Genomic DNA, 24,670 nt, shown 5'->3' with positions numbered 1-24,670 from the left:
CGGAACCGTTCAGGTGGACGGACCCTGGACGAGGATCGGCTCGACGAACCGCTCTCCCCCGGTGGCGGCCGGCTCGATGACGTTGTCGGCCGCCACCCGTCCGACGCCCATGAGGTCGAGGTCGATCGTGGTGAGGCGGCGCAGCTTCTGGTCGATCACGACCTCCTCCCAGTTGTCGACGCCGATCACGGAGAGGTCGTCCGGGGCCCGGCGGCCCTGGGCCTCCAGGGCGTCGAGCACACCGAACCCGATGTGGTCGTTACCGCAGAACACGGCGTCGAAGGGCTGCCCGCCCTCGTCGAGCTGGTGCAGGGCCTGCTCGCCCCACTCCCGGCGCCAGGACCCGTGCAGGGTCGTGACGGGCGCGAGCCCGGCCTCCGCCAGCGCCCGAGACAGGCCCGCGGCGCGCCGCCGCACCGCCAGGTCGTCGGCCTGCGCGGTCACGTGCGCTATCCGGGTCCGGCCGCGCTCGACGAGGTGGCGCCCCGCGAGGTACCCGGCCTGCTCGTTGTCGGGCAGGAAGGCGTAGTCGGCGGCGTCGTCGGTCGCGGCGAAGGCGTAGGTCACCGGGACCTCGAACTGGTGCGTGATCGACGGGGTCACGCGCGCGTAGCCGGAACCGACCACGAGCAGGCCGTCGATGCGCCGGTCCTGGAGGGTACGGATGCTCTCGGTCATGTCGCGGTGGGCGTCTATGCGGCCGTCGAACACGAGCGCGGCGCGCTCCCGGCTCCCGAGCCGCAGGACGGCGCCCATGACGACCGGCCGGGAGAACGTCGCCGTCGCGCGGTGGGTCAGCAGCCCGACGGTCCGGCTCCGGCCCGACGCGAACGACTGGGCGAGCGCGTTGGGCCGGAAGTCGAGGCGCTCGGCCGCCTCCAGCACGCGCGCCTTCGTCGCCGGCGAGACCACCGGGCTGTCGTTGAGCGCCTTGGAGGCGGTCGCCTTCGAGACGCCGGCCACCGCGGCGACGTCGCTCAGGCGCACGGCGCGTTGTGTCGCCATCCGATGATCCTAGCGAGCCGTCGCCGCAGGTCCGGGCACCTCGGCGGGCACGTCGGCCAGGTCGTCGCCGAACGCCTCCCGCGCCGCGCCGAACGGGAGGTCGCGGACGACGACGGGCCGGCCACCCGCCAGCGACGCGTTGCCCGCCACGCCGACGGCGAGCGCCCGGACGCCGTCGAGCCAGGTCGCGGCGCGGCCGAGCTCGTCGCGGTCCGCGCCGTCGCCCGCGCCCAGGAAGAGGTCGCGGAGCAGCGCGTCGTCGGCGCCGCCGTGCCCGCCCGTGGCCTGCGGCACGGCGATCTCGCGCGCGACGCCGAAGTGCTCCTGCACCAGCAGGCGTTCCCCGGTGGGCCGCAGGTCGGCGCCGGCACTGTCGCCACCAGCGGCGTCGCCCTGGGCCGAGGGGTCGACGGGCCGGTCCGCGGCACGGGACTCGACGGCCCCGCGCTCGACGACGGAGAGCTCCGCCCGGCCCCGGGTGCCGTTGATCGCGACGGTGTACCCCTCCCAGGGGGCGTGCGCGTTCAGCGCGTACGTCATGGTCGCGCCCCGCGCGTAGTCGACGATCACGGACAGGTTGTCCTCGATGTCGATCCCGGCGGAGAACACGTCCTGGTCGCGCAGGTACCCGTCGTAGGCCTCCTGCTCGTGGTAGAGGCCGCGCAGCAGCTCGTGGTCGCGCAGGTCGAGCGCGAATGGGTCGAGGTCGGCGCCGTCGTGGGTGCCGCGGGCCGGGCGCGGGCCCAGCCCGCGCCGGGCGGCGTTCGCGTCGCCGTAGAAGCGCAGCCCGCCGCTGGCGTAGACGCGCGTCGGGAGGTCGGCGAGCCACCAGTTGACGAGGTCGAAGTGGTGGGACGACTTGTGCACGAGCAGCCCGCCGGAGCTCGCCTTGCGCCGGTGCCAGCGGCGGAAGTAGTCGGCGCCGTGCGAGGTGTCCAGGAGCCACTCGAAGTGCACGGAGGTGACCTCGCCGATGTCGCCGCGCGCGACCACCTCCTTCAGCGCGGCGTTGCGCGGCGAGTACCGGTAGTTGAAGGTCGTGACGACGTCGCGCCCGGTGGCCTCGACCGCCTCCGCGATGCGGCGCACGCCCTCGGCGTCGGTCGTCAGGGGCTTCTCGACCACGACGTCGGCGCCGCCGTGCAGCGCGGCGACCACGAGGTCGGCGTGCGCGTGGTCCGGGGCGGTGACGATCACCCGGTCGATGCCCGCGCCGGCGACGTAGGCGGCGACGGCGCCGAGGTCGATGCGTTCCGGCGCCGGGTACCCCGCCTCGGCCAGCCGCCGTTCGTTCCAGTCGAGCCGGCCCGGGTTGGTGTCGCCCCAGGCGACGAGCTCGGCCTCCGCGGCGTAGGGACCGGTGAGCGCGGCCAGGTAGAGCTGGGCGCGGCCGCCCGTGCCCAGGAGCGCGTACCGCGCGCGGCGGTCGGTGGTGCGTGTCATGGCTGTGTCCTCTTGGGTTCGTGGGGGCAGGTGGATCAACGGACCGGCACGACCGGGACGAAGAGCGCGGCGTTCTTGCTCGGCCCGATGCCGCTGCCCCACTCCAGGAACCCCTGGCGGGTGCCGCCGTCGTTGTCGTTGGCCAGCAGGGAGAACGAGAACGCGCCGTCCTTCGGGTCCACGCCGAGCTCGACCCAGGGCACCACGACGTCGTAGGTCGTGGTCCCGGCCTTGCGCACGACCTTGGCCCGGACGGTGTCGACCGTCCCGACAGGCGCCGTGTACCGGTAGACGCTTGTCGTCTCACCGGGGTGGATGCCGAGCTCGACGCGGGACGCCGGGTCCTGGCCGGGCAGGCCGCGCGCGACGGCGAACTGGATCGAGTCGCCCGCCCAGAGCCGGTCCACCGCGGCGGAGGGCTGGTGGTCCTCGTCGCGCAGCACCGCCCGCACGCGCAGGCCGCGGTCGCTCCAGGACAGCGCGAAGGTGCCGCCGAGGTCGTCCGCGTCCGGCGTACCGCCGCTGAGCCCGACGTAGGTGCCGCGCGCCCGCCAGTCGACGACGGCGGCGCGGTGCGGCTCCTTCGCGACCGGGGCCAGCGCCGTGGTGCCGTTCAGCCGCCGGGTCTCCCCCGCCGCGGTCAGCGAGACCGCGAACTTCGTGGGCTGCCACGGGATGAGGCCCGCACCACCGATCGCCGACGTCGTCGCCTCCCCCGCCCCGACCGAGTAGCCGGGGACGGTGCCGGACGCCTCGCCGACGCTCCAGCCGACGTCGGCCACGTCGACGGCGGCGCCGCCCGGGAGGTTCCGGGTGCCGAGCGCGAGGCCGACGTCGCCCCGCTTGTCGGCGACCGGCCCGAACGAGAGCACGGGGTTCTGGACGACCTCGGCGCTGTCGCCGACGTACGCGACCACGGCGTCGCCGCTGCGCACGGTGTAGGCGACGGGACGCTCCCCCGCCTCGCGCATCGGCTCCAGGTCGAGCACCCCCTGCACCTCGGTGCCGGTGCCGGTCAGCGTGACCCCGCTGCCGACGGGCCCGACGACGCTCACGTCCCCGGTCACGCCCAGGGCCGCGCGGTCCACGGTCACCGGGACGGCCGCGCCCCCGCCGAGCGGGATCTGGTCCGGCGTCGCGACCTGCACCGCCGCGTCGGCGACGACCGTCGCGGTGCCGACCGCGCCCGTGACGTAGACCGGGTCGCCCCCGACGGTCAGCTCCACCGTGGCGTTCGGCAGCGCCCGCCAGGACCGCCCGTCGCCCCGGACGATCCGGGACGAGGGGCCGGTCTCCACGGCCACGGTCACCTGGTCGCCGGTCGCCCACACCATCCGGACGACGCCGCCGGCCTCGTCGGTGAAGTCGGCCACGACCGCGCCGCCGGTGCGCTCCAGGTGGGTCAGTGTGCGCCCCGCCGTCTGCCGGTTGTAGACGGCGAGCGCCGGGTAGGCGGGCTTGGGCGTGAGCGCGGTGCCGCCGCCGGTCGGCAGCCGGCTGATGCCGAAGTTGTGCTCGGGCTCGGCGCGGTTGGCGCCGGAGTCGATGAGCTCGTAGTAGACGACGCGTTCGACGCCGGCGGCCTGGAGCAGCGCGGCCGAGCGGACGACGTAGGCCGCCTGCTGCTGCTCGGTCGTGCCGCCGGTCGTCGTCGGCCAGCCGTGCTCGCTGAGCCAGATCGGGATGTCGGAGCCGGGTGCGTACTGGTCGATGAGGCCGCGGAGGGTCGCCACGCCGGCCTCGGTGCGGCTCTCGGGCGCGCCGGGGAAGTCGTAGGTGTGGTAGCTGACGGCGTCGAGGTGGTCGAGGCCGCCGAGGGCGAACAGGTCCTCCATGAAGTCCCAGCGCGCGCCGGCGCTGACGGGTCCGACGACACGGGCGCCGGGTGCGGCGGCGTGGATCGCGGCGGCGGCCGGGGCGAGGAGGTCGAGGTAGCAGGCGGCGGTCATGCCGCAGGCCCCGGTGTTGAAGGTGTGGTTGAACTCGTTGTAGACCTCGTAGTCGACGCCGGACCCGTAGTGCTCGGCGGCGGCAGCGGCGTAGCGGGCGTAGGCGGCGATCCCCTCGGGCGACGAGGGCGTCTTGCCGCCGTCGTACCAGCGGCTGAAGTAGGCGAGGATGACGATCGGCCGCTCCCCGCGGGCCTTCGCGGCCGCGATCTGGGCGTCGAACAGCGCGGGGAACTCGTACACCCCGGGCGACGTCTCGATCGTGTCCCAGGACGGCCCCTCCCGGACCGTCCCGGCGCCGAGCGGCCCCATGAGGGCGTCGATCTGGTCGACGGAGTAGCGGTTCACGTGGGCGGCGGCGCCCACGTGGGTATTCGGCCCCGATGAGCCCGGCGGGTCGACGACGGCCAGGGTGCCGGTGCGGGTCAGGGGTTCCGGCGCCGTGATGGAGATCGTGAGCCCGTAGTAACCGGCGGGCAGCGCGGACAGGTCGACCGAGGCCGCGCCGCCGGTGACGGCCGCCGTCCCCGTGTCGAGCCGCTGCCCGGAGGAGGCGCGCAGCTCCCACGCGACGCTCGCGGCGGCGGTCGTGATCCCGACGTGCGCGTCGCCCGTCTCGTAGACGAGCGCGGTGTCGGCGAACGCGAGCGTGCCGGGCGGCGGCTCGTGCTCCTCGAACGACGGGTTGACCACGAGGTTCTCGTCGTCGCCCGCGACGGACATCCGCGCGTCGTCGAACCAGACGGTCCCGGTGCCGCGCACGAGGAACCGCATGACGAAGGTCATGCTGCCCGCGGGCTGGGTGTGGCTCCACTCCAGGCGGGTCCAGCCGTTGGTGCCGGCCGGCAGCTCCACGCGCTGGGAGTGGTCGCCGCTGAGCACCACGTAGGCGGCGTCGGACGCGGAGAGGTCCTGCGTGCGGACCCACACGCTCATGTCGTAGGTGACGCCGCCGTTGGCGCGGATGTTCTGCCGCAGGTCCACGTACGAGGCCGAGTACGGCGTGTCGAAGTCGACGCGGGCGGCGGCCGCGCCGTCGTGCGCGTCGGCCGTGTCGGCGGTGACCACGAACTCGGGCGTTCCGGAGACCGTGGTGGTCCACCCGGGGAACGAGTCGGAGGCGGCGAGGTCGGCGTGGGCGGTCGGGGGCGCTACGAGGCTCAGGCCCGCGAGCAGTCCGACGAGCAGAGTGGTCGAGGTGAGCAGTGCGAGGACGGCACGCAGGGGCCGTCCCAGGGTGACGCGCATGTGGTTCTCCCTCCGGCTGACCGTCATCGGTCAGCCCTTCACGGCGCCGGCCTGGCCGGCGCTCCGCAGGAACTGGCGCTGGAACACCAGGAAGAGCACGACCGGGATGACCACCGAGATGAACATCCCCGCCATCAGCAGGTTGGTCGGGGCCGTGTCGGCCACCCGGTAGAGGCCGACCGACAGCGGCTGGAGGTCCGGCGACGGCAGCACGAGCAGCGGCCAGAGGAACTCCTTCCACGACGCGACGATCGTCAGCAGGGACACCACGCCGAGCACGGGGCGCGACATGGGCAGGACGATCGACCAGAACACGCGGAACACCCCCGCGCCGTCGATCCGCGCCGCCTCGAAGACGTCCCGGGGCAGGCCGTCGAAGAAGCGCGCGACGAGCAGCACGTTGAACGCGCTGGCCGCCGACGGCAGCCAGACCGCCCAGAACGTGTTGACGAGGTTCACGCCGAGCAGCGGCAGGTCGAGCACCGTGACGTAGAGCGAGATCAGGGACACGACGCCCGGGATGAACAGGGTCGCGAGCACGGCCCCGTTCACCACGCGGGCGTACCGGGGCCGCAGCACCGCGATTCCGTAGCCGCCGGTCAGGGCGACGAGCAGCCCGAAGAACCAGCACCCCGCGGCCACCCAGACGGTGTTGAGCAGGTACTGGCCCACGTGGATCTGCGACCAGGCGTCGCCGAGGTTCTGCCACTGGATACCGCTGGGCCACCACGCGAACGGCTCGCGCAGGATGTCCTGGCTGGTGGACAGGGCGGCCTTGAACAGCCACAGCAGCGGGCCGAGGGCGACGAGGCACAGCGCGACGACGAGCAGCACCGCGAGCACGCGCGTCGTGATCCGCACGGACGGGCGCGACCGGTCGAGCGTCGACACGTTCGACCGCTCCTCGGCGTCGGTGGTGGTGCTGCGCCGGTTCGTGGTCAGGGTGGTCATGACTCGCTCCACTTCCGGGTGAGCCGCAGGTAGACGGCGGACAGGAGGCCCAGGCCGACCGCGAGCAGCAGGCTGAGGGCCGTGGCCTTGCCGAAGTCGCCCGAGAGGAAGGCGTAGTTGTACACGAGCATCAGCAGGGTCACGGTGCGGTTCTCCGGGCCGCCGCCGGTCATGACGAACGGCTCCGTGAAGACCTGCATGGTGCCGATGAGCTGGAGCAGCAGCATCAGCAGGATCACGCCGCGCAGCTGCGGGAGCGTGACGTGCCAGGTGCGCTGCAGGATCGACGCGCCGTCGACCTCGGCGGCGTCGTACAGCTCGGTACGGATCGACATGAGCGCCGCGAGGTAGATGATCGTCGCGGTCCCCGCCGACGCCCAGGTCGACTGGATCACGATGCTCGGGATCGCGAGGGCCGGCTCCTGGAGCCAGCCGACGGGCTCGACGCCCAGCCGCGCGAGCACGCTGTTGAACAGGCCCGTGTCCGACGGCTCGTAGAACTGCTTCCACAGCAGCACGCTCACCACCGGCGGGATGATCACGGGCAGGTAGGCGAGCACGCTCGTGATCTGCCGGGTGCGCCGCAGCTCCGCCATGACCACCGCCATCAGGATGGGCAGCGGGAACCCGATCACCAGGGCGAGCACCGCGAACCACGCCGTGTTGCCGAGCGCCGTCCAGAGCAGCGGGTCGGCCAGCACCCGCTCGAAGTTGCTCAGCCCCACCCAGGTGGGTTCGGTCATCAGGTCCGTGCGCTGGAACGCGAGGATCAGGCTCTTCGCGATCGGCCACCACGCGAAGTACCCGAAGGTGAGCAGCAGCGGGAGGAACATCACGAGGGTGCCGACCCCGCCGCCGCGCACCCAGGAGAGCAGCGCGGCGGCCGGGGACGTCTTGTTCTCGCTCATCCGGCGTCGACGAGGTCCTGCACCTGCGCCTGGGCGGCCTGCAGCAGCTCGGCGGGGTCGGCGTCCTCCCGCGTGAGCACGGCCTGCGCCACCGGGTCGAGGGCGGCGTACAGCTCCTGCGCCTTGACCGCGGGCTCCGGCACGATCGTCGCGTCGGGCAGGGAGTCGATGTAGGCCTGGTAGTTCTCCCGCGGCACGTTGACCTGCGGCTCGATCCAGCCGAGGAAGGTCTCGTACTGCTCCTCGGAGACGACGGGCACCTCGGGCAGGCCCACGGGGAGGTCGTCCGCAACCTGCGACGCCGCCCAGGTGGTCGCCGCCTCCTCGTCGACGTAGCGGTCCAGGAAGTAGTACTTGGTCCACTCCAGCGCGGCGCAGAGCTGGTCCGGCGTCGCCTTCGGGCTGAACCACTGGATGTTGCCGCCGCCCAGCACGCCGACGGCGTCGTCGCCCGCCGGGAAGGGCGCCAGGCCGAAGTCCTCGGCGGGCATGCCGCGCCCGATCACGACGCTGTTGTAGAGGTTCGCGCCGTTCAGGCTCTGGCCGATGTAGCCCGCCGCGAGGTCGTCCCGGACGGTGTTGTTGTCGTGCAGGAAGTTGTCGCCGGCGGCGTCCTGCCCCCACCGCACGTCGTGCAGGAACTCCAGGCTCTCCCGCATCCCCGGGGTGTCCAGGGTGACGGTCGTCGTGTCGCCGTCCGTCTCCTGCACGAGGCTGCCGTTCGAGTACGCCATCGACGTCAGGAGCCAGCCGCCCACGTTGCCCGTGGTGGGGATGATGAAGCCCGTCTCCCCCGTCTTCTCCGAGATCGTCGCGGCGGCGTCCAGCACCTCGTCCCAGGTAGCCGGCGGGGCGTCCGGGTCCAGGCCTGCCTGCTCGAAGAGCGCCCGGTCGTACACCAGGCCCATCGTGTAGGCGGCCCGGACGACGCCGAACGTGTGCCCCTCCGCGTCCTGCGTGACGCCCGTGACCTGCGGGTTGAGCTGGCTCAGCACCTCGTCGTCCTCGACGTGGGTGGTGATGTCGGCGGCCTGCCCGCGGGCGATCAGAGCCTGGATGTCCGTGAACGGCACCTGCAGCGTGGTCGGCAGGGTCCCGCCGACCAGCAGCGCCGAGAACGTCGAGACGTCGTACTTGGTCTCCTCGTCCTCGATCGTGATGTTCGGGTGCAGCTCCTCGAACGCGGCGATCGCGTTCTCCCACGCCTCCAGCGTGGCCGCCTGGTCCGACGTCGGCCGCTCGCCGACCGTGATCGTCACCTCGGCCTCGGGGTCGCAGGCCGCCCCGACCTGCGCCTCCGCCCCCGTGGCCGCCCCGTCCGAGCAGCCGCTCACCATGAGCCCGACGAGCGCGAGACTCGAGACCACACCGCCGACGCGGCTCCAACGACGCTGTCGCATCCTCTACCCCTTCGTAGATTCCGGCTCTTCGATAAAACCGGTTTCACGAAGAGTGCCCGGCGCAGGACCGGGCTGTCAACCCCCGATCTCGCGCCGGACCGTCCAGCGCTCCCGGACGAGCCAGGCCTCGCACGCCTGCGCCCACCCGAGCCACGTCGCGTCGAGGCCGACGCCGTGCCCGCCGACGGGGTACAGGTGCAGCTCGTGCGGCACGCCCGCAGCCCGCAGCGCGGACGAGAGCAGGAGCGAGTGGTCGACCGGCACCTTGTGGTCGTCGAACGAGTGGAAGACGAAGAACGGCGGCGCGGCGGGCGTCACCAGGGTGTCCAGCGACAGCGCCGCGCGCCGTGCGGGCGCATCCCCCTCGCCCAAAAGGACCTCCGCGGAGTCCCGGTGCACGTGGTTCTCCAGCGTCACGACCGGGTACCCGAGGACGACGCCATCCACGCGGGCGGCCGGGTCCTCCGGGGCGAGCGCCGCCAGGCCGGCGGCATGGCCGCCCGCGGAGAAGCCCACGAGCAGCACCCGCTCGACGCCGCCCGACCGGAGCTCGGCGACCCGGGCGGAGACCGCGCGGTGGGCCGCGGGGTGCGGCTGCCCGACCGGGTACCGCAGCACGCTGGCCGCCAGGCCGAGACCGCGCAGCCACTGCGCCACCGGCTCCGCCTCGTGCGGGGCGTGCCTCCGGTAGCCGCCGCCGGGGAGCACCAGGGCATGATCTGTCATCGTCTATCCTTGAAACCGGTTTTAGGAGGGGGCCAGCGTGGCACGGGTCGCCCGGGACGGGCAAGTCGTCGTGCGCGGGCCCCGCCCTGTGCTCGCCCAGGTCGGAGCCGGTGCCGCCGCGCCCCGCAGTCCGTCGCTACCGGAGGTTGTCGCCATGTCACGTGATCTGCTCGTGCTGCGGGAGGGCGACGACGTCGCCGTCGCCACGCGGGACCTGAGCCCGGGCGACGCCGTCGCAGTTCCCGGGGCTCCCGGGGCTGGCCCGGTCGACGTCGGACAACCCGTGCCGCGCGGGCACAAGATCGCGCTGCGCCCCGTGCCGACCGGCGGGCACGTGCGGAAGTACGGGCAGGTCATCGGGGTCGCCACCACCGACATCGCGGCGGGCGATCATGTGCACTCGCACAATCTCGGCTTCGAGGACGGGTCGCGGGAGGCGCCGCTGGGCGGCACGCACCACGACCTCCCGGTGCCCGACGGCGTCCGGCCTACGTTTCGTGGTTTCCGGCGGGCCGACGGGCGGGTCGGGACGCGGAACTTCGTCGCGATCCTGACCAGCGTGAACTGCTCCGCCTCCACCGCGAAGATGATCGCGGACCAGTTCCGCGGCGGCGTCCTGGACGAGTTCGAGAACGTCGACGGCGTCATCGCCCTGACCCACACCTCCGGCTGCGGCCTGGTCCCCGACTCCGAGGGCGGGCAGGTCCTGCTGCGGACCCTGCGCGGGTACGCCGCCCACCCCAACGTCGCCGGTCTGCTCGTCCTGGGCCTCGGCTGCGAGATGGTCCCCGGCGCCGCCCTGTCCGCCCGCTCCGGGCAGGTCGCCGACCTCGGCATGCCCGGCATCGGCGCCCCCGACGAGACCCGGTCCGGGCTGCTGGCCGCCATCGCCGACGACACCGTGGTGCGGTCCCTGACCATCCAGGAGACCGGCGGTGTGCGCGCCTCCGTCCGGGCCGGCGTCGCCGCGATCCGCGAGATGCTCCCCCTGGTCAACGCCCGCAAGAGAGTCGAGTGCGACGTGTCCGAGCTCGTCCTCGCCCTGAACTGCGGCGGGTCCGACGGCTACTCCGGCATCACCGCCAACCCCGCCCTCGGCTGGGCGTCGGACCGCCTGGTCGCCTACGGCGCCACCTCCGTGCTGGCCGAGACCCCCGAGGTCTACGGCGCCGAACACCTCCTCACAGCCCGGGCCACCGAACCCGCCGTCGCCAAGAAGCTCCTGGACCGCATCGACTGGTGGCGCGACTACGTCGCCGCGGGCGGCGGGACCCTGGACAACAACCCCTCCCCGGGCAACAAGGCCGGCGGCCTGACCACCATCCTGGAGAAGTCCCTCGGCGCCGTCGCCAAGGGCGGGCAGGCCGACCTGGCCGCGGTCTACGAGTACGCCGAACCCATCACGCAGCGCGGGTTCGCCTTCATGGACACGCCGGGCTATGACCCGGTCTCGGTGACCGGGCTGGTCGCGGGCGGAGCGAACGTCGTCGTCTTCACCACCGGCCGCGGGTCCGTGTTCGGGTGCCGCCCGTCCCCGTCGATCAAGGTCGCGACCAACACCCCCATGTACTCGGTGATGGCCGAGGACATGGACCTCAACGCCGGCGTCATCGTCGACGGCACCGCGACCGTGGCCGAGGTGGGCCGGCAGATCTTCGACCGCATCCTCGCCGTCGCCTCCGGGCAGCAGACCGTCAGCGAGGAGCTGGAGATCGGTGCCGAGGAGTTCATCCCCTGGCACCTGGGCGCCGTCACCTGACGCGCCACCTCTCGACGGGCGGCGCGCCCCGCTGCGTTCCGGATGCGTCCACGCAGAACACGTTTTCGCCCGTGCGCGCCACACCCGGGATCCTCCGAGGTGGCGCTACCGTACGGGTGCCCGCCAGGCAGACGTCGACGCAGACCTGAAACGGAGTTCCTGTGGCACGAGGTACCGGCATCCCCCGCCGCACCGGCGCACTGCTCGCCGCGACGGGGGTCGCGGCGAGCGTCGCCCTCGCCGGGTGCGGGGCCTCGCCCGTCACCGGCGCAACGGCCGAGCTGTCCCCGGACGCGGTCTCCGCCGCGCTCCAGGAGGGCGGTCACCTGCTGGTCTGGGCCTGGGAGCCCACGCTGGACCAGGTCGTCGAGAGCTTCGAGGCCGAGTACCCGAACGTGGACGTCGAGCTGGCGAACGTCGGCACGGGCAACGACCACTACGTGGTGCTGCAGAACGCGATCAGCGCGGGATCCGGCGTGCCCGACGTCGCCCAGGTCGAGTACTACGCCCTGCCGCAGTTCTCCATCGCGGGGTCGCTCGCGGACCTCGCGCCGCTCGGCGCGAGCAAGCTCGACGGCACCTACTCCCCCGGGACCTGGGGCTCGGTGACCGACGGCGACGCCGTGTACGGCCTGCCGATGGACTCCGGCCCGATGGCCCTGTTCTACAACGCGCGGACCTTCGAGGCGGCCGGCGCCGAGGTGCCGGCCACGTGGGACGAGTTCGTCGAGGCGGCGCGCAAGATCCACGCGCACGACAGCGACGCCCACCTCATCGCGGACGACGGCAACGCCGGGTTCGCGACGTCGATGGTCTGGCAGGCCGGCGGGACGCCGTTCACCGTCGACGGCACCACGGTGTCCGTCGACCTCGCCGACGAGGGCTCGGCCCGGTTCGCCGGGATGTGGCAGCAGCTCCTGGACGAGGACCTCGTGGCGAAGGTCCCGGAGTGGTCGGACGAGTGGTTCCAGCGGCTCGGCGACGGGTCGATCGCCGCGCTGGTGACGGGCGCCTGGATGCCCGCGAACCTGGAGTCCGGCGCACCCGCGGCCGCGGGCGACTGGCGCGTGGCGCCCATGCCGCAGTGGACGGCGGGCGCCACCGCGACGGCCGAGAACGGCGGCTCCGCGCTGTCGATCACGGAGGCCAGCACCCAGAAGGCCCTGGCCTACGGGTTCCTCCAGTACGCGAACGCCGGCGACGGCGTGCAGGTCCGGCTCGACCACGGGAACTTCCCGGCCACGACGGCGGACCTCACGAGCCCCGAGTTCCTGGGCAAGGAGCCGGAGTACTTCGGCGGGCAGAAGATCAACGAGGTGCTGTCCGCGTCGGCCACCGGCGTCGTCCCCGGCTGGCAGTACCTGCCGTACCAGGTCTACGCCAACAGCGTCTTCCCCGACACCGTCGGCCAGGCGTACACCGGCTCGACGCCGCTGGCCGACGGCCTGGCCGACTGGCAGGACTCCATCGTGAAGTACGGCAACGCGCAGGGCTTCACCGTCTCCGGACCGTGAGCGCGGCGGCCGTCGTCAGTCCGACGACGCCGTCGGCCCGAGCCAGGCCAGGAACTCGTCGGCGCGGCGGACGAACAGGTGCGCCTCCCGTTCGGCCGACACGCCGCGCGCGTGCCGGGCGGCCTCGCGGACCGTGGCGGCCGGCCGGCCCTGCGCGTGCAGCAGGCGGGCCCGGAGCAGCAGGATCATCCCCTCCGCGTACCGCTGCCCGTGGGCGTCCAGGAGGTGCTCGGCCCGGTCCAGGGCCACGGCCGCCAGCCGGAGCTGTCCGGACGCGAGCCGCATCTCGCCCAGCAGCCCGTACCAGGTGGACACGCAGGAGCGGACCGGGTCGACCAGGTTCGTCTCGATGATGTGCTGCGCCTCGTCGGCGGCGCCGGCCGGGTCGTCCCCGGTGACCGCCCGGCCCCAGCAGCGCGCGAGCCGCTGGTAGGTCCCCAGGAAGGCGTAGGACAGCTCCGGGTCGACGGCGATCCCCCGCTCCGCTGCACTCAGCGCCCACCCCGGGTCGCCGGCCATGGCCGCGATGCGCGTGCTCCAGGTCGACCAGGCCGTCACGGTGTACCGGTCGTCGACGGGTTCGAGCTGGTCGAGCAGGGCACGCGCGCCCGCCAGGTCGCCGTGGAGCGCCGTGGTCTCTGCCAGCATCCCCGTCAGCAGCAGCTGGAGACCGGCCCGGACGGGGTCGGTCGGCGCACCGGCGTCGTCGGCGAGGAGCGTCTGCTGGGACCGGCTGAGGTAGCGGAAGCCCTCGCCGATGTTGCCGACGTGGTACTGGTGGATGCCCCAGGCCTGCAGCCCGTAGGTCCGGATGGTCGGGTGCTGCGACCGCTCGGCCTGCTCGCGCAGGCGCACAGCCAGGGGGCCGCACTGCTCCAGGTCGATGCCCTCGACGTGCGCCGCCCAGCGCGAGTAGAGGATCCCGGCGGCCTCCACCTCGCGGCCCAGGCTCCGCGCCAGGTGCTCGGCCCGCTCCAGGAGCTGCAGCTCCGCGCCCGCGAACATCGACCGCATGCCGATGACGGCGGTGAGCTCGGCGAGCGCGGCGAGCTCGACCTCCGCCAGGCCCGCGGCCCGCGCCACCCGCACGGCCGGCCGGAGGTGCTGTTCCGCGGCCTCCAGCGCCGACCTGCCCGCCGCCCGGCGCCCGGACCGCACCAGCGCGGCGGCGGTCCGCGCCGGCTCCGCCAGCGGCCCGGCCGACCACAGGTGGTGGGCGACGCGCTCCGGGACGGACTCGCCGTCGGGCGCGTGCTCCAGCGCGTCGGCGACGCGCAGGTGCAGCCGCGCCGCACGCCGGGACGCCGTCATCTCGCAGACGGACTCCCGGACGAGGTCGTGCGCGAACCGGACGGCGCAGGGGTCCCCCGGTGCGGGGGCGACCAGCCCCAGGTCCTCGGCCGGCTCCAGGCGGGCCAGGCAGGTCGTGGCGTCGAGCCCGGCGGCCCGGGCCAGCAGGTTCAGGTCCACCTCGCGGCCGATCAGGGCGGCGAGCTCCAGCACGTGCCGCGCGTGGTCGTCCAGCCCGGCCAGCCGGTCGCGGACGACGTCGCGCACCGTCGACGGGATGCCGGACCGCGCCGCGGCGTCCGCGTCGAGCCGGCCGGCCCCGGCGACCGACCGGGCCAGCTCCTGGACGAAGAACGGGTTGCCCGCGGCGCGGGCGTGGAGGGCACGGGCCGCGGCCGGGTCGGGGTCCTGGCCGGTCTCGGCCCGGAGGAGCTCCACCACCTCGTGCACACCGAGCGGGCCGAGGCGCAGGCGCCGGTACCCCGAGGACCGGCTCAGGCCGGCGAGCGCCCGCGCCAGCTCCGTCCCGGGCACCGGGGCCCGGTCCCGCAGCGCCCCGAGCAGCACGACGCCGGCCGGCTGCCGAGCCGCGAGGTGGCCGAACAGCCGCAGCGAGGCCGTGTCCGCCCAGTGGAGGTCGTCGACCACGAGCGCGACCGGTCGTCGTGCCGCGGCGTGGGCGACGAGCGCGACGACGTGCTCGAACAGGCGGAACTGGCCGCTGCCGCCGGACAGGACCTGCCCGGTCGGCGCGTCGTCGTGCGGGTCGAGGAGCGGGCCGAGCCCCGCCGCCAGCCGGCGTTCCCGTTCCGGTGCGTCCAGGGTGTCGAGGATCGTGCGGACCACCTGCACCCACGGCCACAGGGGTGGCGCGCCCTCACCGTCGGTGCACCGGCCCCGGACGACGAGGGCATCGTGCCCGGCGCGCGTCACCGCCTCCTCCAGCAGCCGGCTCTTGCCTGCCCCCGGCTCCCCCTCGACCAGGACCAGCGCGGTGCCGCCGGCGCGGGCGCCGTCCAGCGCGGCGCGCAGGACGGCGAGCTCGGCGGACCTGCCCACGAGGGTGCTCGCGGGCGGTGGCGCGAGGTCAGGGGCCGCTCCGTCGGGGGCCGCCCCGCCCGCCCGCGGCGTGGCGGTCCCGGGTGCCGCCGGCGCGACGTCCTGGCGCAGCACCCTGTGGTGCGCCGTCTCGAGAACCCGGCCCGGACGGATACCGAGCTCCCCCGCCAGCCGCGCGCGGACGGTCTGGAACACCGACAGGGCCTCCGCCTGCCGGCCGGCGGCCGCGAGGGTGGTCATCAGGGCGGCCTGGACCGGCTCGTCGAGCGGGGCCGTCGAGGCGGCCAGCCGCAGCGCCGGGACCAGGAGCTCGGGCCGGCCGTGGGACACGGCGACGTCGGCGGCTGCGGTGCACGCGTCGAGGAACTCACGGTCCAGCCCGCCGAAGACGGGCGCGGCCTCGGGCCCGTAGGTCAGCCCGTCGCCGGCCGGCCCCTGCCACAGCCGGAGCGCCCGCGCGTACCGGTCGAACGCCTCGTCGTGTCGTCCCTGGTCGCGGGCGCCCCGTCCGGCGTCGACCAGCGCCCGGAAGGTCGCGAGGTCCAGGGTCGCGTCGCCGGACCGCCACAGGTAGCCGTCCCCGCGGCGCAGCAGGAAGGAGCTCTCGCCGCGCCGTGCGAGCCCGGGCTCCAGCAGGCGCCGCAGCGCGCTGACGTACTTGTGGACCACGTTCACCGCGCTGCTCGGCGCCCGGTCGCCCCAGATCAGGTCGACGAGCTCGCCCTGGCCGACCGGCGCGCCGTCGTGCGCGAGCAGCAGCGCGAGCAGGTTCGCCTGCTGCCGTGGCCCGGTGTCCAGCTCGACGCCGCCGCGCCAGATCCGCAGCGGCCCGAGGAGCTGGAGCCGCAACGCGGTCCCGGAGACCGCACGTGCCTCCGCACCAGCGACGACGGGCAGAACATCGACTTCCACCATCCACACCCCGATCGGCGCGACACCGGCATCCAGCGCGGCCGGGAGCTGGTGGTCGGACCGTCCAGGCTACGGTCAGACTCTAGCGCCCGGAGCGCCGCCGCACCGGGAAAGATCACCCGCCTCCGGGACCCGGACCGGTACCACCCACCGTCATAGACTCTGATGTCGCGCGCGGCAGCCCTGACCCGTGCGCGCGAGCCGAAGACGCGCAGCGGGGAGGTGGGCCCATGGACGTGCCCTCCGGCCCCGGCACCCTCGGCGACGGTCCCCGGCCGCACACCCCCGGGCCGCTGCGGCTGCAGGTGCTCGGACCACTGCGGATCTGGCGGGGCGATGTCGAGCTGGACGCCGGACCACGACAGCAGGCCCGCCTCCTGGCGGTCCTGCTGGCCCGCGTCGGGCAGCCGACCGGGACGAGCGAGCTGATCGAGTCCATCTGGGGCGATGCGGCGCCGGCGAGCGCCCTCAACACGATCCACAAGTACGTCGGGGCGCTGCGGCACCTCCTGGAGCCGGAGCGTCCCCTCCGTGGGGCCAGCTCGTACCTGGTGCGCCGCGGCGACTCCTACCTCTGCACCGCGGGTCCGGAGACGCTGGACCTCGTCGCGTTCCGCCGCCTCGCGGGCCTGGCCGCGACGGCGGTCGCCGACGGGCGGCGGGCGGCGGCCCTGGATCTCTGCGCCGAGGCGCTGGGACTCTGGACCGGCCCCGCCTGCGAGGGTCTGCTGCCCGAACCGGTCGCAAGAGGGGTCCTCGCCGGCCTGAACTCCGAGTTCTTCGACACCTGCCTGGTGGCGGCCGACCTCGCGGCGGACCTGCGCCGGCCGGAGCGGGTCCTGCCGCACCTGCGCCTGGCCGCCGCGATCGAGCCCCTGCACGAGCCGGTCCAGGCGAGTCTCGTCACCTGCCTGGCGGCAGCCGGACGCACGGCCGAGGCGATGGCGGTGTACGAGGCGGCGCGGGACCGTCTCGCCCAGGAGCTCGGCATCGATCCCGGCCCCGTGCTGCGCGACGCGCGCGAACGGCTGCTCCGCCCGGGCGCGGGAGGCACGGCCGCGGGAGGCACGGCCGCGGCCGGCGGCGCCGCGGAGGTCACGGGCCGGCCGGCGGCGCCCGGCATCATCGGCCGCGCGGACGAGCTCTCCGTGCTGCGCGAGGTGCTGGCACCGGCGTTCGCCACGGGCTCGGGTCTCGCGCTCGTGGAGGGCGAACCGGGGGTCGGCAAGACGCGACTGCTCAAGGAGATCGCCGCCGAGGCGGAGCGGCGCGGCGCGCTCGTCGTGTGGGGGAACTGCCTCGACGGAGCGGGGGCGCCGACGATGTGGCCCTGGATCCAGGCCGTCGGGGCGATGCTGGGGAGCCTGCCCGCGGACGTGCGGAAGGAGGCGATGGCCGGCGAGCTCGGCCAGCTGCTGGAGCCGCACGACAACCTGCTGGCCGGGGACATCATGCCGGACAGCAACCTGCAGTTCCGGCTGTTCGAGCAGGTGGTCGCCGTGATCGGCGCCGCGGGGACGGACCGGCCGCTGGTGCTGGTGATCGACGACCTGCACTGGGCGGACGCCACCTCGCTGCGGCTGCTCACCCACCTGGCGACCCGGCTGCCGGACGGCGCCGTCGTGGTCGGCGCGCTGCGGGACCAGCGGGCGGGGACGGACTCGGAGCTGGCCCGGACGCTCGCGGCGGTGAGCCGCGCGCCGGGACAGCGCCGGATCCGGCTCGGGCCCCTGCGCCCGGCCGACGTGGCGGAGCTCGTCCGCCGGGAGACCGGGCAGACGCCCGACGCCGAGGTCACCGCCGACCTCCACGCCCGCACCGGCGGGAACGCGTTCTTCGTGCGGGAGCTGTCCCGGCTGCTGGGCGAGAGCGGCGCGCTCACCCCCGAGGCCGTGGCCCGGGCCGGCGTGCCGTCCTCGGTGGTGGACGTCGTCCGCGGGCGCATGGCGGCCCTGGACGACCAGGGCAGGGAGCTGCTGCGCCTCGCCGCCCTCGCCGGGCGGGACGTCGACGTCGCGCTCCTGGCCGGGGCCGCCGGCCTCGACGTGCCGACCTGCCACGACCGGCTCGAACCCCTGGAGGCCGCGGGCCTGATCGAGCCGATGCCGGGCAACCCGTTCGCGGTCCGGTTCACGCACGACGTCGTGCGCGAGTCGGTCGCGGGGACCGTCACGCCGCTGCACGCCGGCCGGCTGCACCTGCGGCTGGCCGACGCGCTGGAGCGCACGAGCCCCGAGAACGACCCGGTCGCCGAGCGCCTCGCGCACCACCTGTGGTCCGCCGGGCCCCTGGCCGACCCCGCCCGCACGGCGAACGCCCTGGTGGAGGCGGGCCGGTGCGCGGCCGGGAAGTCCGCGTTCGAGGCGGCGGCGGAACACCTGCGGTCGGCCGCCCGCACCGCGCGCGCGGCGGGCCTGGCCGAGCTGGAGCTGTCCGCCCTGGCGCAGCTCACGGCCGTGGTCGGGATGCGCTCCGGGTACGTCGCCTCGGCCGTCGACGTGCTGGAGCGTGCCGAGCACCTGGCCCGCGGCCTCGGGCACGAGGTGGTGGCCGCCGACTTCCTCTTCTCCCGGTGGGCCGGGTACTCCCAGGGGATCGAGCTCGACGTCGCCGGCCGCCTGGCCCGGCAGCTCCTCGACCACGGGGAGACGTCGGCGAGCCCCGTGGTGCGGGCCTACGGCCAGCACGCCTGGGGCATCCACCAGTGGGACGTCGGCAACATCGGCGAGGCCTTCCGGTACCTGAGCAAGTCCCGCACCACGATGCTCGACGACGCCGCGGGCAGCGCGGACCCGCTCCGGCACGACCTGCAGCTCCTCTCGCCCGTGATGCTCGCCCTGATGACGGCCCTGCACGGCGACGTCGACTCGGCCCGGGAACAGCTCGACGGCCTGGAGGCCGCCGCCGCGGACGACCCGTACGCGATCACCGTCTGGGCCGCCTTCGCCGTCACCGTCGCGGCCCTCGTGGGCGACCCGGCCTGGGCCCTGCGGGCGGCGGACCGGGGCATCGCCGTGGACCCCGAGTTCTCCTTCGTGTTCCTCGGCAGCTACCAGCGCCTGGCCCGGTGCTGGGTGCAGGCGCTGACCGGGCGGGACGCGGCCGGGTCCGCACGCCGGGCGGAGGAGCTCGTCGCGACCGCGCTGCTCGACCCGCCGCGGTCGGGCCTGGCGACCTGGTACGGGCTGCTCGCCGAGATGTGGCTGTCGGCCGGGCGGCTGACCGAGGCGGTCGCGGCCCTCGACCGCGCCGACGCGGCGCTGGCGGCCTACGGCCAGCGCTACCCCGAGGGCTTCCTCCTGCTCGTCCGCGCCCGGCTGCTGCGCGCCTCCGGCGAGCCCGACGACGTCGTCCGCGCGGCCGCCGAGCGGGCCCGGGCGCTCTCCACGGAGCGGGAGGCCCACCTGTTCGCCCGGCGCGCCGAGCGGTTCCTCCGGGACCTGCCGGGCGAGGCGGCGGGCCGCTGACGTCGCCGCGCCGCGACGCGGACCTGTGCCCGGACGCCCACTGGATCGGTACTGGACGGACCGGGCGTGCCGATCAAGTAACCGTCCATCGGCCCGCGCGAGGATCGCAGCCAGCGACAGTCAGCGCTGCCGGCCCGACGGAAGACACCCACCCATGCACCAGCAGGCGTACGAGAGTCAGTGCACAGCCGAGGAGAAGCGGCACGAGACCGCCACCACGCCGATCCGCAACCCGCGCCTGGCGCTGATCGCCCTGGCCCTGGGCACGTTCGCGATCGGCACCGGCGAGTTCGGCAGCAACGGGATCATCCAGCTCTTCTCCGCCGACCTGGGCGTGTCCATCCCCGTGGCGACCTACGCGATCACCGCCTACGCGTTCGGCGTGATGATCGGATCGCCCGCCATCACACTGCTGGCCGCGCGGATGAACCGCCGCACCCTGCTGCTCGGCCTGATCGTGCTCTTCCTGGTGGGCAACGCGCTCTCCGCGTGGGCGCCGAACATCGGGCTGCTCGTCGTCGCGCGGTTCGTGACGGGCTGCGTGCAGGGCGCGTTCTTCGGGGCCGGCGCCGTCGTCGCCGCCTACGTGTACGGCCCCGGCCGGGGCGGCAAGGCGTTCGCGACCGTCATGGGCGGCCTGACCGTGGCGACCATCGTCGGGTCGCCGCTCGCCACGTACATCGGCCAGAACGCGGGGTGGCGCGCCATGTACTGGGCCGTGGTCGTGCTGGGCCTGCTCGCGGGCGCGGCCCTCGTGTCCTGGCTGCCCCGCACCAGCGACCTGCACGGCGGCTCGGTGCGCAACGAGCTGGGTGCGCTGCGGCGGGGCAACGTCTGGCTGATGGTCGCCGTCGCCTCCCTCGGCATCTCCAGCATCTTCGCCGTCTACACGTTCATCGGGCCGTTCATCACCGACGCCGCCGGCCAGGACGCGTCCGTCATCCCGCTCGCCCTGGCCGTCTTCGGCGTCGGCATGGCCGTCGGCAACAGCTGGGGCGGCCGGATCGCCGACCGGTACCAGAGCCGGGGCCTGCTGTACGGGTACGGCGGCGTGCTGATCTTCCTGGTCCTGATCGGGCTGGCGGGCGAAAACCTCGTCGTCCTGCTCGTCTGCTTCTTCGGCACGGGCGCGACGATGATGTTCGCCATCCCCACCATCCAGGTGCGGCTGACCGGCTTCGCCCCCGACGCCCCGACCCTCATGGGCGCGCTGAACCTCGCCGCCCTCAACCTCGCCAACTCCCTCGGCGCCATCGGCGGCGCCATCACCCTCGAAGCCGGCTGGGGCACCCTGTCCACCGTCTGGGCCGGCGTGATCCTGACCACCGCCGGCCTCCTGCTCTACGTCACGACCGTGGGCCGCCAGCGGCCCGTGCTGCCCGCGGGCGCGTGAGCGGCCGCCGCCGGGTGGACCTAGCCCCGCACCAGGTCGCGGAGCGCGGCGTCGGAGGCCGCCTGGGCGTCCCGGTCGTACGTCGAGCTGAACGCCATGATCTCCCCCGTCCCCGTGACCTCCGCGAGCCGGTCCAGGTGGTCGCGCACCGTGGCGGGCGACCCGACGGCGCCCTGCGCGAGGTGCGCCTCGACGCGGTCGCGGAGCTGCTGGGTCCAGGGCTGGGCGCGGATCGCCTCGACCGGCTCCAGGGGGCCGAACTCGCCCGTCTGCCGGGACCGGGCCATCGCCCATGCCTCCGGGAGGGCCAGCTCGCGCGCCTCGGCGTCGGTGTCGGCCACGAGGACGTCGAGCGAGACCGTCACCGACGGCTCCGGGGCACGAGGTGAGGGCCGGAACTCCTTCCGGTACGCCGCGAGCGCGTCCGGCAGCGACGGGCTGCGGAGCACGGGGCCGCCCACGACGACCGGCAGCCCCAGGCCGGCGGCGACGGCGAGGCCCCGGCCGGTGGCGAGCACGTAGAGCGGGACGGCGCGCGCGGCGGCGGGCCGGGCGGTGACCGCCGCGGTGCCGTCGAGATGGTCACGCAGCTCCGCGATGTCCGCCGGGAACGTGTCCGGGGCGTCGGACCCGTGCCGGAGCGCCCGGCGGACCGGGGCCGTGAAGCCGAGGGTGCGCCCCACCCCGAGGTCCACCCGGTCCGGGTAGAGGGCGTCGAGCATGAGGAACTGCTCCGCCACGACCAGCGGCTGGTGGTGCGGCAGCATCACGCCGCCCGAGCCGATCCGGATGGTCGAGGTGTGCGCCCCGAGGGCGCCGAGCAGCACCGGCGGCGATGCCGAGGCGATCCCCGGTACGGCGTGGTGCTCGGCGACCCAGAAGCGGTGATAGCCCAGCCGCTCGGCCGACACCGCCCGCTCGATCGTGTGACTGAGCGAGGCGGCGTCGGAGTATCCGGTGCGGGTGCGGGAACGGTCCAGGAGGGAGAGCCTCACACGAGCCCTCAACCGCGGGGGCGCCCGGGCGCTTCCCGACCCCGGCCCCCGGGTTCGGGTACGGCTACGGCGTCGGGCGCGTGGGCCGCGTCGCCGTCACCGGCAGCTCGCCCCGCAGCATGCGGCCCCCGTCGTTCGTCAGGCGCAGGTAGTAGTCCGAGGAACAGGCCGTCCCGTCCTCGTCGAGCGCCCAGATGCCCGAGCCCGCCGGGACGTCGCCCGCCGTCGCGGCGGTCTTGGCGATCTGGTTGCCCTCGTTGTACTCGTCGAACATCGAGATGTACGCGCTGGCCACCCCCGCCCGCGCGTGGTTCCAGAACTGCCGCCACATGAAGTCGCCGTGCGCGCGCTGCCGCTCCTGGAGGTCACCGGGCAGCACGCAGGGCTGGTAGTCGATGCCGAGTCGGGTGCACTCCGCCAGGTCGGGGACGGTCGCGCGCGTGTAGAAGTCGTCCGCGCCGCCGGCGTTGCCGATCCGCCCGACGAGCCACGGCGAGATCATGTCGAAGGACCGGTAGACGTTCGCGAAGCCGTCCCGCGAGTCGTCGCCCTCGGTGCGCCACCAGGTGGGCACGCCGCCCATGACGTAGCAGCCCTGCGCCTGGAACCAGTCGACGACCTCCTGGCACTCCTGCGGCGTGAACGGCCGCTGGGGGTCGTCGAACCCGAAGCCCCAGATGCCCACGACCGGCTTGCCGTTCTGCCGCGCGTAGGCGGACGACGCCGTGTGGGCCGACATCTTCCCCGCCCAGTCCTGCGTGATCTGCGTGCGCATCTGCGACCAGTCGCTCACGTCGTACATGACGTAGTACTTCACGCCGGTCCGCTCCGCGGCCGACCGGACCCGCCCGGCGACGGCGTCGCGCGTCGGCCCCTCCGCCCCGAACGGGTTGAACCGCTGCAGCGCCGCCGTGTGGATCCCGTTCTCGGCCATCCAGCGCAGGTGCACGTCGACGGTCTGCTGGTCGTAGGAGGAGAAGAGCCGGGCGGCGCGGCCGTCGTTCAGCGCGGGGAACCCCGTGGCGTACGTGGCCGCGTACTCGCGGACGTCCGGCCACGACTTGATCGCGGAGTTGCCGGGCGACGGCGGCTGGTCGGCCTGGCGGGCCCAGTGCCACCACAGGTCGATGGGGGCGCCGTCGCCCCGGCAGGCGAACCAGCCCTGGTAGCCGGCGGTGATCTTGCCGACGACGTCGCCGGGCGGGCTGACGGCGACGGCCGACGCGGCGGCCGCGGCGGTCGCGGCGGGGGTCGCCGCCGCGGAGGACACGGCGCCGGGGGCGGCGGCCGCGGTCGCGACCGCCGCGGAGAGGCTGAGGAAGGAACGTCGGGAGAGGGTCATGTGGTGTCCGTTCGTCGAGGTGACGGGGCACGACGTCGTCGTCGTGCCCCGGGTACGTCGATCACGTGCGGTACGGCGGAGCGGTGGGTGACCTCCCTTCGGCCTGGATCCGGTCGACGTCGAAGCGCAGGGAGTACGAGACGGACTCCCCCGGCGCGAGCACGGGCAGGGTGCCCGCCTCGCGCGCGGCCGCGCGGCCCTGGATCGCGGGGGCGTTGGCCGGTTCGAGGCCGAGGACGTTCTGCCCGGGGGCGAACATCTTCCACTGGTAGAGCACGGGCAGGGTGGCGGTCGGGAACGTGAGGGTCAGCCGCAGGCCGAGCGCCGGGTTGGACACGACGGCCCGCCCCGTGCCGGGCGCCAGGTCGTGCCGGTGCACGCGCTGGCGGTAGCCCGGCTCGGGCGCCGAGACCTCGCGCCACGGGTCGCCCACCGCGTCCGGGCCGTCGGGCTCGACCCGCTCCGAGGAGACGTCGAGCGCGGCGGCCTCGGACACGAGCGGCCAGCCGAGGTTGGCGTGGTAGAGCACGAGGTGCGGCTCCGGGCGCCACCCCTCGTTGGTCACGGTGTCCTCGACCGTCACCCACGTCGACCCCAGGCCGGCCCGGATCCGGCGGCGGAGCACGAGGTGCTCCTCGTGCAGGGCGGCCTGACGCACGACGCCCTCCACGACCAGCTCGTCGCCCACGACCGCAGCCCGCTCCAGGCTCGCCGGCAGCGAGGTCAGGCGGCCGTGCTGCGGGAACCGCCGCCCGCCGTCGACCACCGGCGAGCCCACGTGGTCGAGGCCGCAGGTGACGAGCAGCCCGCCGCCGAACGAGGTGCCGAAGTCGTCGGCGCGGTAGAGGCCGGGGGCGGAGAACCCGGCGGGAGCGAGCCACGCGAGCTGCACCCCGTGCACCGTCAGGGCGCCGAGGTCGAGCGCCCGGTCGGGCAGGACGTCGAGCTCCAGCCCGCCGCCGGTCACGAGCCGCAGGCGGCGGGCGCCGCGGGCCGGGCCGTCCGCCTCGACGAGCTGCTCGACACCGGCCACCTGCGCCAGCGACCCCACGCGCCGCCCGACCTCGTCCCGCGTCAGTCCTGCGATACGCACAGGTCCGGGCTCCTCCCGCGGTGCTGACACAGCTCGACCCCTCTCTCTCGGTACGGCGGGCCCGCCCTTCGGACCCGCCTCACGCAGGTCTCCCCCGCGCGTCCTGCCCGGCCGGGGGGGGGGGCCGACCCCCCGGCCACGCCCCCCCCCCTCCCCCCCCGCCCCCGCCCCCCCCCCCCACCCCCCCCCCCTCCCTCCACCCCCCCCCCCCCACCC

15 protein-coding genes are annotated in these 24,670 nt (G+C 74.6%); 4 read left to right on the top strand and 11 right to left on the bottom strand.

Annotated elements, in window-relative coordinates:
• Positions 1 to 9: 9 nt before the first annotated feature.
• The 7 genes from ACFV9Q_RS03385 to ACFV9Q_RS03355 form a co-directional block, all read right to left on the bottom strand.
• Complete coding sequence (locus ACFV9Q_RS03385) at positions 10 to 1,005, bottom strand: LacI family DNA-binding transcriptional regulator (protein ID WP_377233150.1); 996 nt, start codon at positions 1,003 to 1,005, stop codon at positions 10 to 12.
• A gap of 9 nt (positions 1,006 to 1,014) precedes the next feature.
• Entirely contained in the window at positions 1,015 to 2,448 is a 1,434-nt protein-coding gene (locus ACFV9Q_RS03380; protein ID WP_377233149.1) for a Gfo/Idh/MocA family protein, read from the bottom strand.
• A gap of 35 nt (positions 2,449 to 2,483) precedes the next feature.
• The gene (locus ACFV9Q_RS03375; RefSeq protein ID WP_377233148.1) at positions 2,484 to 5,645 is read right to left on the bottom strand and encodes a hypothetical protein; all 3,162 of its coding nucleotides are present in this window, start codon (positions 5,643 to 5,645) and stop codon (positions 2,484 to 2,486) included.
• 30 nt (positions 5,646 to 5,675) lie between these two features.
• Positions 5,676 to 6,596, bottom strand: coding sequence for a carbohydrate ABC transporter permease (locus ACFV9Q_RS03370; protein WP_377233147.1), 921 nt, complete (start codon positions 6,594 to 6,596; stop codon positions 5,676 to 5,678).
• Positions 6,593 to 7,504 (bottom strand): carbohydrate ABC transporter permease, encoded by a 912-nt coding sequence (locus ACFV9Q_RS03365; protein WP_377233146.1) that lies wholly within the window; start codon positions 7,502 to 7,504, stop codon positions 6,593 to 6,595. Before ACFV9Q_RS03365 ends, ACFV9Q_RS03370 begins: the two co-directional genes overlap by 4 nt.
• Positions 7,501 to 8,904: an ABC transporter substrate-binding protein gene (locus tag ACFV9Q_RS03360; RefSeq protein ID WP_377233145.1), complete on the bottom strand. Its 1,404-nt coding sequence runs from the start codon at positions 8,902 to 8,904 to the stop codon at positions 7,501 to 7,503. Before ACFV9Q_RS03360 ends, ACFV9Q_RS03365 begins: the two co-directional genes overlap by 4 nt.
• 75 nt (positions 8,905 to 8,979) lie before the next feature.
• Positions 8,980 to 9,630, bottom strand: coding sequence for an alpha/beta hydrolase (locus ACFV9Q_RS03355; RefSeq protein ID WP_377233144.1), 651 nt, complete (start codon positions 9,628 to 9,630; stop codon positions 8,980 to 8,982).
• Positions 9,631 to 9,784: 154 nt separating this feature from the next.
• Between ACFV9Q_RS03355 and ACFV9Q_RS03350 the strand changes: the two genes are divergently transcribed.
• The gene (locus ACFV9Q_RS03350; protein ID WP_377233143.1) at positions 9,785 to 11,389 is read left to right on the top strand and encodes a UxaA family hydrolase; all 1,605 of its coding nucleotides are present in this window, start codon (positions 9,785 to 9,787) and stop codon (positions 11,387 to 11,389) included.
• A 161-nt stretch (positions 11,390 to 11,550) separates the two neighbouring features.
• A complete protein-coding gene (locus ACFV9Q_RS03345; RefSeq protein WP_377233142.1) occupies positions 11,551 to 12,903 on the top strand; it encodes an ABC transporter substrate-binding protein in 1,353 nt (450 codons plus the stop codon).
• Between the two features lie 15 nt (positions 12,904 to 12,918).
• On the opposite strand, the gene ACFV9Q_RS03340 is transcribed toward ACFV9Q_RS03345, so the two are convergent.
• Positions 12,919 to 16,164, bottom strand: a complete 3,246-nt coding sequence (locus ACFV9Q_RS03340; protein WP_377233141.1) for an ATP-binding protein — start codon at positions 16,162 to 16,164, stop codon at positions 12,919 to 12,921.
• A 230-nt stretch (positions 16,165 to 16,394) separates the two neighbouring features.
• Between ACFV9Q_RS03340 and ACFV9Q_RS03335 the strand changes: the two genes are divergently transcribed.
• Together ACFV9Q_RS03335 and ACFV9Q_RS03330 are read left to right on the top strand one after the other, a co-directional pair.
• Positions 16,395 to 19,631 (top strand): ATP-binding protein, encoded by a 3,237-nt coding sequence (locus ACFV9Q_RS03335; protein ID WP_377233140.1) that lies wholly within the window; start codon positions 16,395 to 16,397, stop codon positions 19,629 to 19,631.
• Between the two features lie 154 nt (positions 19,632 to 19,785).
• Entirely contained in the window at positions 19,786 to 21,024 is a 1,239-nt protein-coding gene (locus ACFV9Q_RS03330) for an MFS transporter (RefSeq protein WP_377233139.1), read from the top strand.
• Between the two features lie 20 nt (positions 21,025 to 21,044).
• Here ACFV9Q_RS03330 and ACFV9Q_RS03325 read toward each other — a convergent pair whose 3' ends face one another.
• From ACFV9Q_RS03325 to ACFV9Q_RS03315, 3 genes are all read right to left on the bottom strand, one after another.
• Positions 21,045 to 22,019, bottom strand: a complete 975-nt coding sequence (locus ACFV9Q_RS03325) for an MsnO8 family LLM class oxidoreductase (protein ID WP_377233138.1) — start codon at positions 22,017 to 22,019, stop codon at positions 21,045 to 21,047.
• 64 nt (positions 22,020 to 22,083) lie between these two features.
• Positions 22,084 to 23,361: a glycoside hydrolase family 71/99-like protein gene (locus ACFV9Q_RS03320; RefSeq protein ID WP_377233137.1), complete on the bottom strand. Its 1,278-nt coding sequence runs from the start codon at positions 23,359 to 23,361 to the stop codon at positions 22,084 to 22,086.
• Between the two features lie 61 nt (positions 23,362 to 23,422).
• Positions 23,423 to 24,454, bottom strand: coding sequence for an aldose 1-epimerase family protein (locus ACFV9Q_RS03315; protein ID WP_377233136.1), 1,032 nt, complete (start codon positions 24,452 to 24,454; stop codon positions 23,423 to 23,425).
• Positions 24,455 to 24,670 lie beyond the last annotated feature (216 nt).

Origin of the sequence: Promicromonospora sp. NPDC059942 (assembly GCF_042731755.1) — a bacterium.
Classification (GTDB): Bacteria; Actinomycetota; Actinomycetes; order Actinomycetales; family Cellulomonadaceae; genus Promicromonospora.
Note: the sequence above shows the minus strand (reverse complement) of the source record. Positions and strands in the feature narration are given on the sequence as shown.